Source organism: Streptomyces sp. NBC_00076, from assembly GCF_045041235.1.
In the GTDB taxonomy this organism is placed as follows: Bacteria; Actinomycetota; Actinomycetes; order Streptomycetales; family Streptomycetaceae; genus Streptomyces.
Genome location: NZ_CP108242.1, coordinates 3,423,007 through 3,436,149 on the forward strand (window position 1 = coordinate 3,423,007; position 13,143 = coordinate 3,436,149).

Sequence of the window (13,143 nt, forward strand, 5' to 3'; positions counted from 1 at the left end):
TCGCCCGATCCAAAGCCGTCCACCGGCCCTCCCCCGCACCCATGAACTGCGAGTGCGGGAGTTTGTAGGCGTGGCACAGCTCCATCTCGGCCCTGAACTGGGCATCGGCGATCAGCCTTTTCCCAGGTCAGCCCTCATGGTCTGGTTGACCAGCAGCGCGGCCGTGAACAGGGCCTTGGCGTCCGCGTCGCTCCAGCTGTCGAGGAGTTCCTGTGCCTCCGCCTCGCTCATGCCGTCCACCGAGGAGGCCGAGACGAGAGCGGCGGGGAAGGTCTCGACGTTGTACTCGTGGCCGAGATCCGCCTGCTCCTCCGTGGGGGTGTGCTCGCGAAGCAGTTGCTCCCAGGCGGGTCGCGGCAGAGCCCGGAAGGTGAGCGTGAGGGTCCCGGCTGCCAGGGCTCGCCGGGCCTCGTCCAGCGCGGCTTGAGCGGCCAGCACATCCGGCTGGCCGACCGCCCAGGTCTCACGCTCGCCAGCTGGTACCTCCATTTCGGAGGCCCGGCCAAGGGCACTGGTGCGGGCCTTGGCCATGTCGAGCGCCGCATCGGTCACGCGCTGCTTCAGGTCTTGGTCGTCGAGGAAGGACACAGTGCGCTCGGGAAGTCGACGAGCCCGCAGACGGGCCATCTTGGCCGCCCAGTGCGGATCGCGGGCCACGGCATCGGCCGGCGGTTCAACGAAGGTCGTGGTCATGCAGCACCCCCGCCGATCAGGCCGCGGCCGGGATGGCCACGTCCTGGACGGGCTTGCCGGTCACGTTGAAGCTGACCTTGAACTTCGCCGGCTCGGAGGCCGTCGTGTACGTGCTCGACCGGGAGCCGACGCGCACCGGGAAGATGTCCATGGACTTCGACGCAGGGATGTCGCCCTTGCGGAGGATGACCACGTACCCCTCGACGCCCTTGGCAAGGAGTGTCTCCAGGGCGTTGTCCACCTTGTCTTCGTAGAAGGTGAGGCTGGAGTTGTCGGCCTTGTCCTCGCCGGGAATGTTGCCGGTGAACTCGGTCGCCAAGTCGGGTGTATCGATGGGGGTGTTCTCGACGGCGAAGCCCTCGATGTCGCTGATGGCCGGGGACAGGTCGGTCCCGTTGGTGCCGCCGAGCTCCGGACGGGTCGGGATAAGTTCCTTCGAGACGATGTCCTTCAGGAAGAAGAACTTCGTGGTGCCGCGACGGGTGAACCGCTGCTGTGACACTGATTCTCGCTCTCCGGGAACCGGTGTTCCGCAGCGTGCACACGCCGGGCCGGCCCTCATGAAGGGGGAATCGGCCCGTGCCGGGTGGCCGGGCGTCCGCGAGATGCCTCCGCGGTGAGGTGGCTGGAACGTCAGGACCCGAGAGTGGTCACAGTGAGGACGTACCGCTGGACGTAACTGTATACGCCGCCGCTGACGGAGATCCCTTCCTCCTTGTCCAGTTCACGGTCAATCACGGCGTAGCCGGTGATGGTGATGGAATTGGCGTAGCTGCCACTTGAACGCGCGAGAAGCGCGGTGCGGACCTTGTCGGCCATCCACTCGACCTGTTCGGCAGTTGAGGCGACCGAGGTGACCTGGATGAGCACGCGGGCGTCGGCGTCACCGTCACCGTACGGCGGGCCGCTCGTCGTCACACCCAACGGGTAGAGCACGCTGTAAGGGATCGCGGCGCCAGTGGGGGTACTTGATGCCGTAGGAGCGGTCCCGTACCCGCAGCTTCGGCCGGTTGCTGTGGCCAGCGTCTTCTGGATCGTGAGGGACACTTCCCTGCCGGAGACGGGCACTGCTTCTCCTCTTCTTCTTTGGGGGTGGCGATCTGCCGGCCGGTGGCGTAGCTGTCGCTCACGAGTCGTCGTCGATGGTGTCGCCGAGCGCCGCGATGAACAGCGGCCGGATCTCCTCGACAGCTGGCCCAACGTGCGGATAGGGCGGCTGGTTGTAGATGCGCCCCAGGCTGTCGGCACCGACGAAGCCGTACTCCAGGCGTCGGGCCTGGGGCTTGTTCGTGCCGACAACCGCCGTGACGGAGAACCCGTCGGTGGACACCTCGTGCGTCCAGGAGCGCCGGTAGTCGCCCGTGGGCGCGTTGGGGCCCGGCCGGCCGCTGGCCTTGGCCTTGATCCTGGTCTCCAGCAGCATCGCGTAGTGCTGGACGGTGGCGGTGACCTCAGGCAGAGTGCGCGCCGCCCTGGCGTCGAGCTGCGCGGCGATCTGGAACGCGTTGGAGTAGGCACCCGCAAGAGGGTGGGCGTTGGGGTGCGGATTCAGTGAGGACGCCAATGACTCACTGCCCGTCTTCCGGTTCCGGCTCGTCCCACTGGCCCAGAGCCCATTCCTGCAACAGGGCGAGCATGGCGCGGGTCAGCTCGTGCGGCCGGCCGTCCATGAGGTCGTGACGGTCGAGCGCGGCCTTCTCCAGTTCGGCGGGACTGATCGCGGACAGGAAGGCAGCCGCTGCCGGACCAGGGTCCGGTGGGTCGCCGATGACGACGTGCGCCAGGCCCGCGAACACACCGGTCGCCGTGGATCTCGGGGAGAGTTCGATGACCATCTGCGGTACGTCGCCCGTGCGGTGGGCCAGTGAATAAGCTGCGAGGTCCCGGGAGACGTCGTGACCGCCGATCTCCACGACGGCGGTATGCCCCTGCCCGGTGACGCGCACCGGCAGGGGCTCACCCTCGGGAGAAATAGGTTTTGAATTCTGATCTGTTGGCACCCATCTGAGCTTACGGGTATCTGGTGACAGCCCAGCTCGCCAGCCGCCTACGGAGGGGTGATCTCGTCGAGGCGAGTCACTCGAACGATCTCGACCGTGGACGCCTCCGACGGATCGAGGACCTGCCACACCCGATTCGCTGTCGCCGCGTGCTGGCCTGCTGCGGCCACGACCTCCACTCGGTCGTATCGAACGGGAACCGGCGCCGAGATCGGCGTGAGGAGCCGATACCAGCTGACCGTATCGTCCAGCCACTCCCGCCCGAGAACGTGCTGCGCGGTCACCTGGCCATGACCGGACAGGACAGCTCCCGGCCCCTCGTAGATTGCCTCCGTCGGCACGGGCCCCAGGAGACCGGTCGATGGATCGAGTTGGGGCGCTCCCGTTGGACGGGTGATCCGTACCGTGTCCACCAGCAGCGTCGACTCCAGCCTCTCTCGTTCCGCCTCCGTGTCGATCGGCGTGCTCACGAGGTGCCGCCTGAAGTGCTGGACTGCGTGTTCTGGTCCAGGAACGTCGTACGCACCACGGCCAGGGTGGAGGTCTGTCCGACGTCGAGGACGCGCCACGTACGGCCGACAGCCGCAGGATCGGCGGCGTTGACGACGCTCACCGTGTCCGCGCGCGACGCCACCGGGGCGTCTAGCGGCGTGATTAGCTTGTACTTCGAGGTGGAGTCGTCGACGTACGCCTGCCCTTCCAGATGCAGGACGATCCCAGGGTCACCGTTCGGAAAGATGCCGCCGTGACCTTCGTAGATGATGACGGGCGGGCCAGGTTCGTACTGACCCGTGTCGGGGTTGAAGACCGGCTCGCCATCCCTGCTGATACGTACCGTGTCAGTGAGGATCTTGCGTCCGATCAGGTCGCTGACGGCCCCCAGGGTCAGCCCTTCGGCAGGTTCGTTCATACGTTCGAGCGTAGTGCCGCTGGCTGGCAGTCTGAATCCCCAACAGCCGCTCACGCCTTGGAGTTACCCGCCTCCTTGGCTCCTTTCAATCAGGGTGCCGTTAATGAACGGCGAACCGAGTCACAAGTAGTTCTCTGTAGCCAACGTGACGGTCGGTCGCGGGTTCGACCCGGACTTCTACCTCTGCTCGAGGAGGGCAAACCGACCGGCGTGTCGCCGCAACGGGCTGGGACAGCACCAGTCGGCAGGCGTTCACGAGCTTGTCGGGCTCTCCCGGCGGGAGTTCGGCGCCGTCGCGGCGCAGGCAGCTTGCCGCCACGCGAATGCACCCCTTCAGGGACAGCTCGATGCCGTGCCGATAGTTGGAGTAGATCGGGACAGGCAGCGCATCGTTCGTGCCGTTGCAGATCCAGTGACTCGCGAGGATGTCGGCTGCCTGCAAGTAGCCGAGGGCTACGCCGAAGTCGTCCTCGTGGGGGCTGCCGATGACGGCGATGCTGTTCCAGTCCGAGCGCCGTGGGGGGCAGGCGGGTCGGGTCGTCGGGGTCTTCCAGTGCTTCGCTCACAGTCCCAGGGTGGCGGGCTCACTGGTTGACGCGCACGCATCTTTCGCGTGCCACGAGCTGGTGAACGAGGGGCGGGAGCAGGGCTGACCGGCTCTGCTCAGCACATGATGTGCCGCCCGTAGGGCACCAGGGGCTCAGCGAGCGGACGGTGGCAGACCTCGCAGAACGGGCCCCCGCCCGCGGGCCGGGGCATCGGCCGCACGGGCGGCAGCGGGGTGGGCTTCCAGGGCCGGGCCGGTCGGGTGACGGCTTCGTGGCGCCACCGTTCGGCCTGTTCCTGCTGGCGCCGGGCCTGGTCGGCGTCTCGCCGTACGCGGGCGGCCTGTTCGGCCAGGCGCTCGGTCATCGCGGGCGGGAACGTCACGCCGTCGGCGTCCAGGCCGAGGTCGGCGAGCGGGAAGCGTTCGCGGACAACTGGGTCGCCGGCACATGGCGGGTGGTGCGGTCCGAACAGGCGCAGGTTCTTCGTCCACCACTGCGTCCCGCGCTTGTGGGGTTCTCCGAGCCGGGCCTCGGCTGTTTCGTCGCGGTGGTAGAGCGTCCAGGCCGGGGTGCCCTCGGCGAACAGGACGTGTGGGATGCGGGTGTCCGGGCGCATGAACCAGACGTCCCGCACGCGGGCGGCGGCGTAGTCGCGGTGCCGGGCCTGCCAGAGTTCATCGGTGATCAGCTCGCGCTGGGCTTCCAGTGCGAGGCGGGCGCCGTCGTCGAGGACGACGTGGACGTCGGCGCGGCGGTCGCGATGCTCGGTCCACTGCTCCAACCGCACCCGGGTGACGTTGGGGAGGGTGGCCGCCCAGCGGGCGAGGCGGTGTTTGGCGTTGATGTGCCAGACGGTTTCGCGGCTGTGCCCGCCGGGCGGGGCGGTTCCGGCCGGGTGGGCGAAGTGGGGCCGGACCAGGCCGCCGATGCGGCCGCGGGCCAGCAGTGGCACCTTCGTGCCCGTCTGGGCGTCGATGCCGCGCCAGCAGTAGAAGCACACCACCCTCTCTCGCCGTCCGTAGCCGAGCGCCCGCCACTGTTCCAGGGGGCGGTCACCGATGTGGACCTCGGTCTGCGTCTCGGCAGAGACGCGCGAGGCGCAGGCCCTGGCCAGGGAGCGCGTCGCCATCCGGCGTGCCGCCCTCGGAGGACTCGGCGCGGCCGGGGATGACCTTGATGACGCGGTGCTCCTGATCGACCGTGCCCTTCACGACCAGCCCGACGCCGACGAGGCGGCCGTTTTCGCTGCCGCTGAGCAACTGAAGGGGCGGCGTCCCGAGTTGTTCGGCCAAGCTCGGGAGACTGTGCCGCCCGCTCCGGGCGGATCTCCCGCCGGTGGCCCTCCGAGGCGCGGAGGCACTCCACCCAGGCGCGGAGCGGCGGGTCTCGAAATGGCCCGACGACGAGGGCTCATCAGCGACTGACCACATCAGCGAGACATGGCTCTGGGACCACGCCCCCTCAAACCGTGGACGCTCTTCCGGACGCCGGTTGGGCTTGATCAGGGACCACGCCCTGGCGCGGCTCGGCCGTCGTCATCTCGTGGACACCGCCCCTTGCCGCTCGCGCCGGGTGCGGGAGGAATCCGATCCGCACCCACGAGGGAGACGTTGTGAGCGACTACCAGGTCCTCACCACCACCACGACGGTTACCGACGACCGGACGTGGCTGGCTTCGCTGGACGGTGTCCACGAAGCTCAGACGATCACCGTCGACACCACCAAGCTGACGACAGGCACCCACTTCACAGTGGGCACGCTCAACCAACCCCGCAACATCATCAAGTCCGGCGTCCCGCTGGGCAAGATCACCGCATCTGGTCTGTACGCCCCGTACAACTCCGCGGCCAGTGACGGCACCCAGATCCTCGCCGGATTCCTCGTTGCCGAGACCGCATTCACCCCTGGCTCCGTGAAGACCGCGGGCGCACTGCTGTGGCGCGGAGAGGTGTACGCGGCGAAGCTGCCGGTCGCTTTCGCGCCCCCGGCGGCCGCGAACACGACGGCATTCATCCACTACCGGTAAGGAGGCAGGCCCCATGGCACTTGAAATGCTTCTTGAGGCGATCGTCCCCGAGGACATCCAGGCGTTCATCCGAGCGATCACCACGCCGGAGGACTACCTCCTCACCCGCGAGGTGTTCGCCGAACGGAACATTGACAACGTCAAGTTCCGTACGAAGAGCAGCAAGCGGCGCGTCAACGCGGCGAAATTCCGCGCGTGGGAAGCCGCGCCGGCCCTCGCCAAGCGGCGTGCCGAGCAGGTCATCAACGAGGGCATGCTGCCCTGGGTCGGCCAGGAGCTGCCGTTCTCCGAGCTCCAGATCATCCTTTCCGCCGTCGACCGCGGCCAGGACACCAGCGAGTTCCTCGACCTGCTGTACGACGACCTCGAACAGCACGTGGAGGCCACGAAGGCAGCCATGGAGATCGCCGCGGGACAGATGCTGTCCACCGGCGTGGTGTCCCTGCCCGGGGTCGCCCTCGACGTGGACTGGAAGGTGCCGGCCGCCAACCGGCCGATGGTGGCGGTGCCGTGGTCCCAATCGGATGCGGCCACCCCGATCACCGACGAGCTGGCGTGGATCCAGTACCTGAAGAGCATCGGCGCCCCGCGTCCGGAGCGGGTCATCAGCTCGGAGAAGGCGTTGTCGCTGCTCGGGTCCACGGCGGAGTACCGGGCCGCGTTCCACAACTCGCCGTCCACCGAGCAGATCCCGACCGGGATGCTCGCTCCGGAGGAGGTCAACCGGGTCCGCGCCAAGTACAACCTGCCGCCCGTTACTACCTACGACGTGCAGGCGTACGACAGCAGTGACAACCTGGTGCGCACGACCCCGGAGTCGCTGTGGGCGATGATCCCGCCGCGCCGCGAACAGTGGGGCGAGACCCAGTACGGTCTGACTGCTGAGGCGATCGAGCTGCGCGGAAAGGGAGTCATCACTGCCGACGAGGCCCCCGGCATCGTGATCACCACTCACGTGCAGACGCGTACACCTGTCCAGCTGTCCACGATCTCTGCCGCTGCTGCGATGCCCGTGCTGTACGTGCCGGACATCCACATCGCCGCGACCGTTTTCTAAAAGGGGCTGGTCATGGCGAAGTTAGTGCGCACGGTGTTCGTACGAGACCTCGAGCAGGGCCCGATCCGACTGGAAGCGGGGGAGGAGGTTCCCGAGCGGCTGGCCCTACTCGTCCCGAACCCGGCCGCGTGGTTAGGGGAGGCTCCTTCTCCGGAGGAGGACACCCCGGACCCGATCGGCGCGGACGGTGAGGCGGGAGACACGCCCACCGCGGCGGAGCTGGAGCCGGAGCCCGCCAAGACTCCGAGACGACGCGCCGCGAAGACGGCCGGCACAGGTGCGTAGGTAGCGGCACATCACTAGTGAGGCTGGGCACCGCCACGGCGCCGAGCCTCACGCCGTACGACAGGAGCAACTCGTGGACGTCGCCGTACGCGCCTGGCTGCTGGCTCAGCTCGGCCCCACCACCGACACCTCCGACCTCGACGCACGCTACGCGCGGCTGACCTCCGCTCGTGCGGTCGCGAACGAGGTCTTGGCCGAGCGGCGCGCGAAGCTGCTCGCCGACCCGCTCCGCATGACCGTGGACGGCGTGGTCACCATCGACCAAAGCAACAACCTCGCAGGGCTTGAGCGCCAGATCGCGGCACTCGTGGACCTGGTCGCGCCGGACGAACTGGCCGAGGGAGAGGCAAGCATCGACCTCGTGACCGCGCCGCTGCTGCGCGCTCGCCGGGGCCGGTAGACCGGCGTGCCGTACGAGTGGTCACCGCTGGTGCCCGGAGATCCGGACGAGATCGCGCGCCGCGTCGCGACCGTACTCGAGGACTCCTGGCAGCGACTAGCCGCCAAACAGCGCGCCGTCCTCACTCGGTTCGCCGACAACCCGAGACGGCTGCACACCGTGGCGACATTGGAAGAGTTCAAGCAAGCGATCCGTGCCTTCCGCCAGCGCGTCGACCAAGAGGCCCGGCAGTTCGTCCAACGGCAGCTACCTCACCTTTACGCCCTGGGCGCTCAAGCCGCCGCTGAGGCGCTCGACGTGACCTTCACCTGGACCACCGTCCACCGCGACGCCCTACAGTCGCTCGCGTCCGACTCCTACGCCGATTTCCTGCGCCGCTCCCAGGAAGCCGAGCGAATGGCGAACCAGTTCTATCGGGCGGTGCGAGAGGCGGCCCGCCGAGAGATCCCGCTGCTCGCGGCGGGCAACATGACGGCGAAGCAGGCCGCGAAGAATCTGGCTGTCAGACTCGCTGCCGAGCACAACCTGACCAACGTCGTCTACCGCAACGGCGCTCGCGTCCCAGTCCGCGCCTGGGCCGAGGCCGCCACCCTCGCCAAGTCGGCCGTCGCCTACAACGCCGGCACTCTAAACCGGAGTCGCCAGGCGGGCGTCACGATGGTCGAGGTCTTCGATGGCCTCGACTGCGGCTGGACCACGCATCAGGACACCGACAAGGCCAACCGCACAGTGCGGACCGTCGAAGATGCTGCGGAGTGGCCGATCTCCCATCCGCGCTGTCGGCGAGGATTCGGCCCACGGCCGGATCTGACATCAGCCTGACATGTCCTGAAGTCACGGCTCACGCCTCCGGCCGGTTCTGCGCGCATGCGCGGTACACCCCACACACAGCCCTATCCGGAACACTGGCTAGGCGTCACCACCCCGCGGCTTTCGTCCTACGCGGGCCGTGAGCCGACGGTGCTGCGATCATCCCGTCATCGTCGAGACCGAGGCTGCGGAGCTGTTCGGCCACGTCGGGCCCGTCGGTGCTCTTGACCAACCAGTACAGCGCCTGCAGCGCGTCGGAGCCACCGCAATCAACTGCCTGACGGACCAGTTGTTTGGCACCGGTCACGTCGCCCGCAGCTTCCCGCGACCGCGCCAGCTCTGTCAGGGCGTCGGCGTCGCCGAGGAGCGCACTTTGCCGAGCCGCCTCGTGCGCTGCGCTGAGATCATCGATTGCCTCGTACAGTCGGGCCAGCATTTGCCAGGCGAACGTGTAGCCATCAGCCGCCGCCCGTCGATAGAGGGCGATCGCCGTCGAACGGTCCCCGGCTTGCACTCGCGCATCCGCCAGGCGTTCCAGGGCGAAGACGTTGCCACGGTCGACGGCCTGCCACAGAAGCCGGTCCGCGGCGTCGGTGTCGCCGGCGTCGGCGCGTAGCCAGGCCAGGTTGATCAGGCCCAGGTGATTGCCGCACTCTGCCGCCTCCCCCGCGGCCGCGTCGGCACCCGCCCGGTCTCCGACGATCTCTCTGAACCAGACCTGGCTCACAACTTCGGCGGTGTCGCTGTGCCCGGCGGCCGGGTGAAGCCGGTGGTCCATGACGTCAACACCGTCCACCGGGTTGTCCACATAGGACGAAAGGTATCGCCGCGCGAACGCGTTACCGCCATCGGCGGCCCTGCGAAACAACTCGACGGCCGTGGCGTGACGATCGCCGCTCCGCGCCAAATGCACCGCGGTATCCATCAGCCAAAGCGTAAGACCTCGGTGCTCGGACTCCCGTCGCACCCGGGCGGCGAGCTCATGATCACCGGACCGCATGGTGACTGTCATCAGGCCGAAGAACGCGTCGTTGTAGCCGCGATCCACGGTCACCCGGAACAGGCGCAATGCCCCCTCGCGGTCGCCGGCCCTATCGTGCTGCCAGCCCATTGCGGCCAGCTCGACGGGGTCGCCGCGGTCAGCGAGCGAGCAGGCCGCGTGGTACGCGGCATCGTGGTCTCCCAGTCGACACCGCAGTCCTACCAGGCGTCTCAGCGCACCTACGACTGCATGGTGGCCGGTAGGGTGGGCGTCGCCGCGGGCGGCGATGTCCTCGAGCAGGCGCACGGCTTCGTCGTCGTGGCCGGCTTCCTCCCGCAGGACGGCTACGTTCAGCGCCGCGAACGGGTCCCCGAGGTCCATTGCCTGCTCGTATGCGCGTTCCGCGCCGGCCCGGTCATCGGATTCCTTGCGTAGTTCGGCCAGATTGTGGAGGGCCGCCACGGCGTCGCTGGTGCCGACGGCGGCGAGGAGCACCCGCTCCGCGCCCTTGCGATCGCCAGCCGCCATCCTGGCGTCGGCGATACGCCTGCGCCAGTAGATTGGCGGCGCAGCCTCGTCGAGGAGTCGCTCGGCGCCTTGAGGATCACCGTCTTCGTCCCGCCGGACCGCGAGTTCACCCAGCGCGCCGCTGTATCCGAGATCGGCTATCGCTCTGAGTAGCCGTTCCTCGCCGTCGACGTCGCCGGCTTCCCGGCTTATTCGGGCCAGTTGCTGCATAGCGTGGGTGCTGCCGCGGTCGGCGGCACGCTGGTACAACCTGGCGGCGGCCGCCTGGTCACCGGATTGAAGCCGCTCATCCGCGCGGTGCTCCAGCCCGCGGGCGCTGCCCCGCTTCGCGGCCTGGCGGTACAGCACCTCCGCTTCTTCGGGCCGCTCGGCCTCCACGGCCATGTGGGCCAAGTGGGCGAATGCGTCAGGCTCGCCATGATCGGCCGCCACCTGGTACAGCCGTTCGGCGAGGCGCTGGTCTTTGCCGCTCTCCCGCCTGAGCACCGCTGAGGCCAGCTCCATGAGCACGTTCCGTCCACCGAGGTCGGCAGCTGCCCGGAATAGCCGTTCAGCCCGCTGCAGGCGACCGCGAGTCCAAGCGGACTGCGCGAGCCCCGCCAGATCAGCCGGGTCCGCGATGCCGGCGACGGCGGCGTCCCAGAAGCTGACTCGCGGGTATTGGTCGGCGCGCTCGATCCGGCCGAGTTGATCGAGGTAGTCGGTGAGCCGGTAGTGGGGGCCAACCCCTGATCCGTCCGAAGCGGCGACCAGCGGGCCGGGGACGCCGAGGCAGGGCTCGGCCAGTGTGGACAGCGCATGCTGGAACCAGTCCGCGTCCGCCTGTTCCCATGTGTCGGCAGTCAGGTAGCTCCGCGCCGCCCGGCGCAGGAAGTCCTCTGGAATCAGCCTGCCATGTCCCAGGCGCCGTGCGTCCATGGCAGCCCACACGACTGCTTGGGTCGTGGCGTCCGCCTGCTCGTAGCGCGCCATGAGGTGGGGCACCCCGGCAAGAAACTGGCACACCCTCGTTCCGGCGCGTGCCACGGCCAGCCGCAGTATCGCATCGGGCTCGGCGCGCAGTCGCTCCCGCAGCGCAGTCAGATCCCATCCGGTGAAGTCCTGGGGGACGTTAATGATCCGGGCGATGCGCAACAGCAGCCGTGCCGCTGCGTGGTCCCAGGCCGGTTCCCGGCTGATCTGGTCTATGTATCTCGGCCACATCGAGCCGAGCACCAGCAGCGGGCCGCGGGACTGATCCTGCACCAACTCGTGGAGGCGCGTGGCGACCTGCTCACCAACCGTCGGGGCAGCCAAAAACAGCTGCATCTCATCGAGCCAGATCACCGTCCGGGGGCGCAGACGGTTCCCCTCCAATGCCTCCAGCACCGCCGTCGGGCGGGTGGGGGCGAGCGGATGCCACACGAACCAGTCCGGCAACATGCTGCGCATCGCCTCCCAGCAGGCCCGACTCTTGCCTGTGGACGACTGCCCCACCAGAACCACCACCCGGCTGCCATGCTCGGCTCGAGCGATGTCGGCACGCAGCGCCTTGTCGTGTCGACGGGGCAGGTATCCGGGCAGTGGCGCGTTGCCCACCGACGGATCTGTGCTCGCCTGCACGGAGGGGTGCACACCGAAGGCCACAGCGTCCCCGTCACCGAGTTCGCTGATCAGGCGCCCCACGCAGTCGCGCCGTTCGGCGACGTGTCGTTGTCGACCATCCGGGAGGGCCCGGCGGTAGAGCTTCAGCGCGTGGTCGACCTCCGAGCCTTCTGCGCCAAGAGCCTTCACCAGGCTCTGTGCTTGGGTGTCGTCGTACGGCAGCTTTGGTCCCCGAAGCAGCTGGCTGACCCAACTTGGTGAGCTGTAACCCATCGCCGCAGCCAGCGTCCTCAGACTCCGGAAGTTGTTGGCTTTGTGGAGCCGATCGCAGTACTCCAGCCACTCGCGCATCGGGCCCGACCCGGGCCAGCCCGAACGATCGATCTCGGCCCCTCGCCCTTTGCGGCTCATGGAAATGGTCCCCCGTGGTGCTGTCCACTCGCTGTCCTGTGACTGTCCAATCTTCCCGGCTTCGTCACCGGTCAGGAGGCAAATCGCGAATGTCCATCGCAGTGCGGACAACAGAGGACAGTTCACGTCGGTTGGTCAGCCGATCCTGATCCGGTCAGCACGGAGCAGACGTCTCCACCGCCAGTTATCCCGGAGGTACCCCAGTGCACGACTTGATTGACTACGTCCACGCCGCGGGCGACATCGTCCGGATTGCCTCGGCCTTCACCGGTTTCCTGACGACGACAGGCCCGAGGCTCTTGGACGCCTACCGCCGACACTTCCGGCGGCCGCAGCGAGTCCTCACGAGTCCCACAGGCAGGGCGCCGTCCGCGGACATTTCGATGCCTCCTGGGCCGGACCGACAGAGGTGACGGATTCACGGTCGTGAGGGCCGGGGTCCGCTGGAAGATCGAGGGAATCAAGGACCTCACTCGAACCACTCCTTGATCACGACTCGATACGCGCCCTAGGTAGGGTCGTTGCACATCGACCAGGAGGGGAGTTCGCATGGCGAATGAGACCGTGGTGGCGCAGACGACCATCGATGACGAGGACAAGGCAACGGCACTGGCACGAGGCGCGGTTGAGAACCGGCTGGCTGCCGGCGCCCACATCGACCCGCCGTTGACCGCGGTGTACTGGTGGAAGGACAAGATCGAGACGGCCACCGAATGGCGGATCTCGTACAAGACGACCACCGACCGTCTCGCGGAACTTGAGGCGTGGGTGGCCCAGGAACACAGCTACGAGGTTCCAGAGTGGGTCGTCCTGCCGATCACCGGCGGTTCTGCGGCCTACCTGTCGTGGGTAGTCGAACAGTCGACCGCGAGGTAGGGCACAGACCACGACCGAGGAGCGGCGGCCGCA

At 68.0% G+C, this 13,143-nt stretch carries 16 protein-coding genes; 6 read left to right on the top strand and 10 right to left on the bottom strand.

Going from position 1 to position 13,143, the window contains the following annotated elements; genetic code table 11:
• Positions 1 to 111: 111 nt before the first annotated feature.
• The 9 genes from OHA64_RS15590 to OHA64_RS15630 form a co-directional block, all read right to left on the bottom strand.
• On the bottom strand, positions 112 to 693 hold the full coding sequence (locus tag OHA64_RS15590) for a hypothetical protein (RefSeq protein WP_405613315.1): 582 nt from the start codon (positions 691 to 693) through the stop codon (positions 112 to 114).
• A 16-nt stretch (positions 694 to 709) separates the two neighbouring features.
• Positions 710 to 1,195, bottom strand: a complete 486-nt coding sequence (locus OHA64_RS15595; protein WP_405613317.1) for a hypothetical protein — start codon at positions 1,193 to 1,195, stop codon at positions 710 to 712.
• A 131-nt stretch (positions 1,196 to 1,326) separates the two neighbouring features.
• A complete protein-coding gene (locus OHA64_RS15600) occupies positions 1,327 to 1,611 on the bottom strand; it encodes a hypothetical protein (RefSeq protein WP_405613319.1) in 285 nt (94 codons plus the stop codon).
• 208 nt (positions 1,612 to 1,819) lie between these two features.
• A complete protein-coding gene (locus tag OHA64_RS15605; protein ID WP_405613321.1) occupies positions 1,820 to 2,257 on the bottom strand; it encodes an HK97 gp10 family phage protein in 438 nt (145 codons plus the stop codon).
• A 4-nt stretch (positions 2,258 to 2,261) separates the two neighbouring features.
• A complete protein-coding gene (locus OHA64_RS15610) occupies positions 2,262 to 2,639 on the bottom strand; it encodes a hypothetical protein (RefSeq protein WP_405613323.1) in 378 nt (125 codons plus the stop codon).
• Between the two features lie 101 nt (positions 2,640 to 2,740).
• A complete protein-coding gene (locus OHA64_RS15615; protein ID WP_405613325.1) occupies positions 2,741 to 3,163 on the bottom strand; it encodes a DUF6093 family protein in 423 nt (140 codons plus the stop codon).
• The gene (locus OHA64_RS15620) at positions 3,160 to 3,603 is read right to left on the bottom strand and encodes a DUF6093 family protein (protein ID WP_405613327.1); all 444 of its coding nucleotides are present in this window, start codon (positions 3,601 to 3,603) and stop codon (positions 3,160 to 3,162) included. Before OHA64_RS15620 ends, OHA64_RS15615 begins: the two co-directional genes overlap by 4 nt.
• A 663-nt stretch (positions 3,604 to 4,266) precedes the next feature.
• A complete protein-coding gene (locus OHA64_RS15625; RefSeq protein ID WP_405613329.1) occupies positions 4,267 to 5,280 on the bottom strand; it encodes a competence protein CoiA family protein in 1,014 nt (337 codons plus the stop codon).
• Positions 5,204 to 5,443 (bottom strand): hypothetical protein, encoded by a 240-nt coding sequence (locus OHA64_RS15630; RefSeq protein ID WP_405613331.1) that lies wholly within the window; start codon positions 5,441 to 5,443, stop codon positions 5,204 to 5,206. The genes OHA64_RS15625 and OHA64_RS15630 overlap by 77 nt, the downstream gene beginning before the upstream one ends.
• 320 nt (positions 5,444 to 5,763) lie before the next feature.
• On the opposite strand from OHA64_RS15630, the gene OHA64_RS15635 reads away from it, so the two are divergent.
• The 5 genes from OHA64_RS15635 to OHA64_RS15655 all read left to right on the top strand — a co-directional run bounded on the left by OHA64_RS15635 (position 5,764) and on the right by OHA64_RS15655 (position 8,741).
• Positions 5,764 to 6,177, top strand: a complete 414-nt coding sequence (locus OHA64_RS15635) for a head decoration protein (RefSeq protein WP_405613333.1) — start codon at positions 5,764 to 5,766, stop codon at positions 6,175 to 6,177.
• A 13-nt stretch (positions 6,178 to 6,190) separates the two neighbouring features.
• Complete coding sequence (locus tag OHA64_RS15640) at positions 6,191 to 7,234, top strand: major capsid protein (protein WP_405613335.1); 1,044 nt, start codon at positions 6,191 to 6,193, stop codon at positions 7,232 to 7,234.
• A gap of 12 nt (positions 7,235 to 7,246) precedes the next feature.
• Positions 7,247 to 7,519, top strand: coding sequence for a hypothetical protein (locus tag OHA64_RS15645; RefSeq protein WP_405613337.1), 273 nt, complete (start codon positions 7,247 to 7,249; stop codon positions 7,517 to 7,519).
• Between the two features lie 73 nt (positions 7,520 to 7,592).
• Entirely contained in the window at positions 7,593 to 7,919 is a 327-nt protein-coding gene (locus OHA64_RS15650; protein ID WP_405613339.1) for a hypothetical protein, read from the top strand.
• 6 nt (positions 7,920 to 7,925) lie between these two features.
• Complete coding sequence (locus tag OHA64_RS15655) at positions 7,926 to 8,741, top strand: hypothetical protein (RefSeq protein ID WP_405613341.1); 816 nt, start codon at positions 7,926 to 7,928, stop codon at positions 8,739 to 8,741.
• A gap of 94 nt (positions 8,742 to 8,835) precedes the next feature.
• Here OHA64_RS15655 and OHA64_RS15660 read toward each other — a convergent pair whose 3' ends face one another.
• Positions 8,836 to 12,234, bottom strand: coding sequence for a hypothetical protein (locus OHA64_RS15660; protein WP_405613343.1), 3,399 nt, complete (start codon positions 12,232 to 12,234; stop codon positions 8,836 to 8,838).
• Positions 12,235 to 12,783: 549 nt separating this feature from the next.
• Between OHA64_RS15660 and cutA the strand changes: the two genes are divergently transcribed.
• Entirely contained in the window at positions 12,784 to 13,110 is a 327-nt protein-coding gene (gene cutA / locus OHA64_RS15665) for a divalent-cation tolerance protein CutA (protein ID WP_405613345.1), read from the top strand.
• The last annotated feature ends 33 nt before the right edge of the window (positions 13,111 to 13,143 follow it).

Excerpts from the sequence above, each read along its gene's own strand:
- OHA64_RS15590 (WP_405613315.1), bottom strand. The coding sequence starts at position 693 with ATGACCACGACCTTCGTTGAACCGCCGGCCGATGCCGTGGCCCGCGAT.
- OHA64_RS15620 (WP_405613327.1), bottom strand. The coding sequence starts at position 3,603 with ATGAACGAACCTGCCGAAGGGCTGACCCTGGGGGCCGTCAGCGACCTG.
- OHA64_RS15625 (WP_405613329.1), bottom strand. The coding sequence starts at position 5,280 with ATGGCGACGCGCTCCCTGGCCAGGGCCTGCGCCTCGCGCGTCTCTGCC.
- OHA64_RS15640 (WP_405613335.1), top strand. The coding sequence starts at position 6,191 with ATGGCACTTGAAATGCTTCTTGAGGCGATCGTCCCCGAGGACATCCAG.
- OHA64_RS15645 (WP_405613337.1), top strand. The coding sequence starts at position 7,247 with ATGGCGAAGTTAGTGCGCACGGTGTTCGTACGAGACCTCGAGCAGGGC.
- OHA64_RS15660 (WP_405613343.1), bottom strand. The coding sequence starts at position 12,234 with ATGAGCCGCAAAGGGCGAGGGGCCGAGATCGATCGTTCGGGCTGGCCC.
- cutA (WP_405613345.1), top strand. The coding sequence starts at position 12,784 with ATGGCGAATGAGACCGTGGTGGCGCAGACGACCATCGATGACGAGGAC.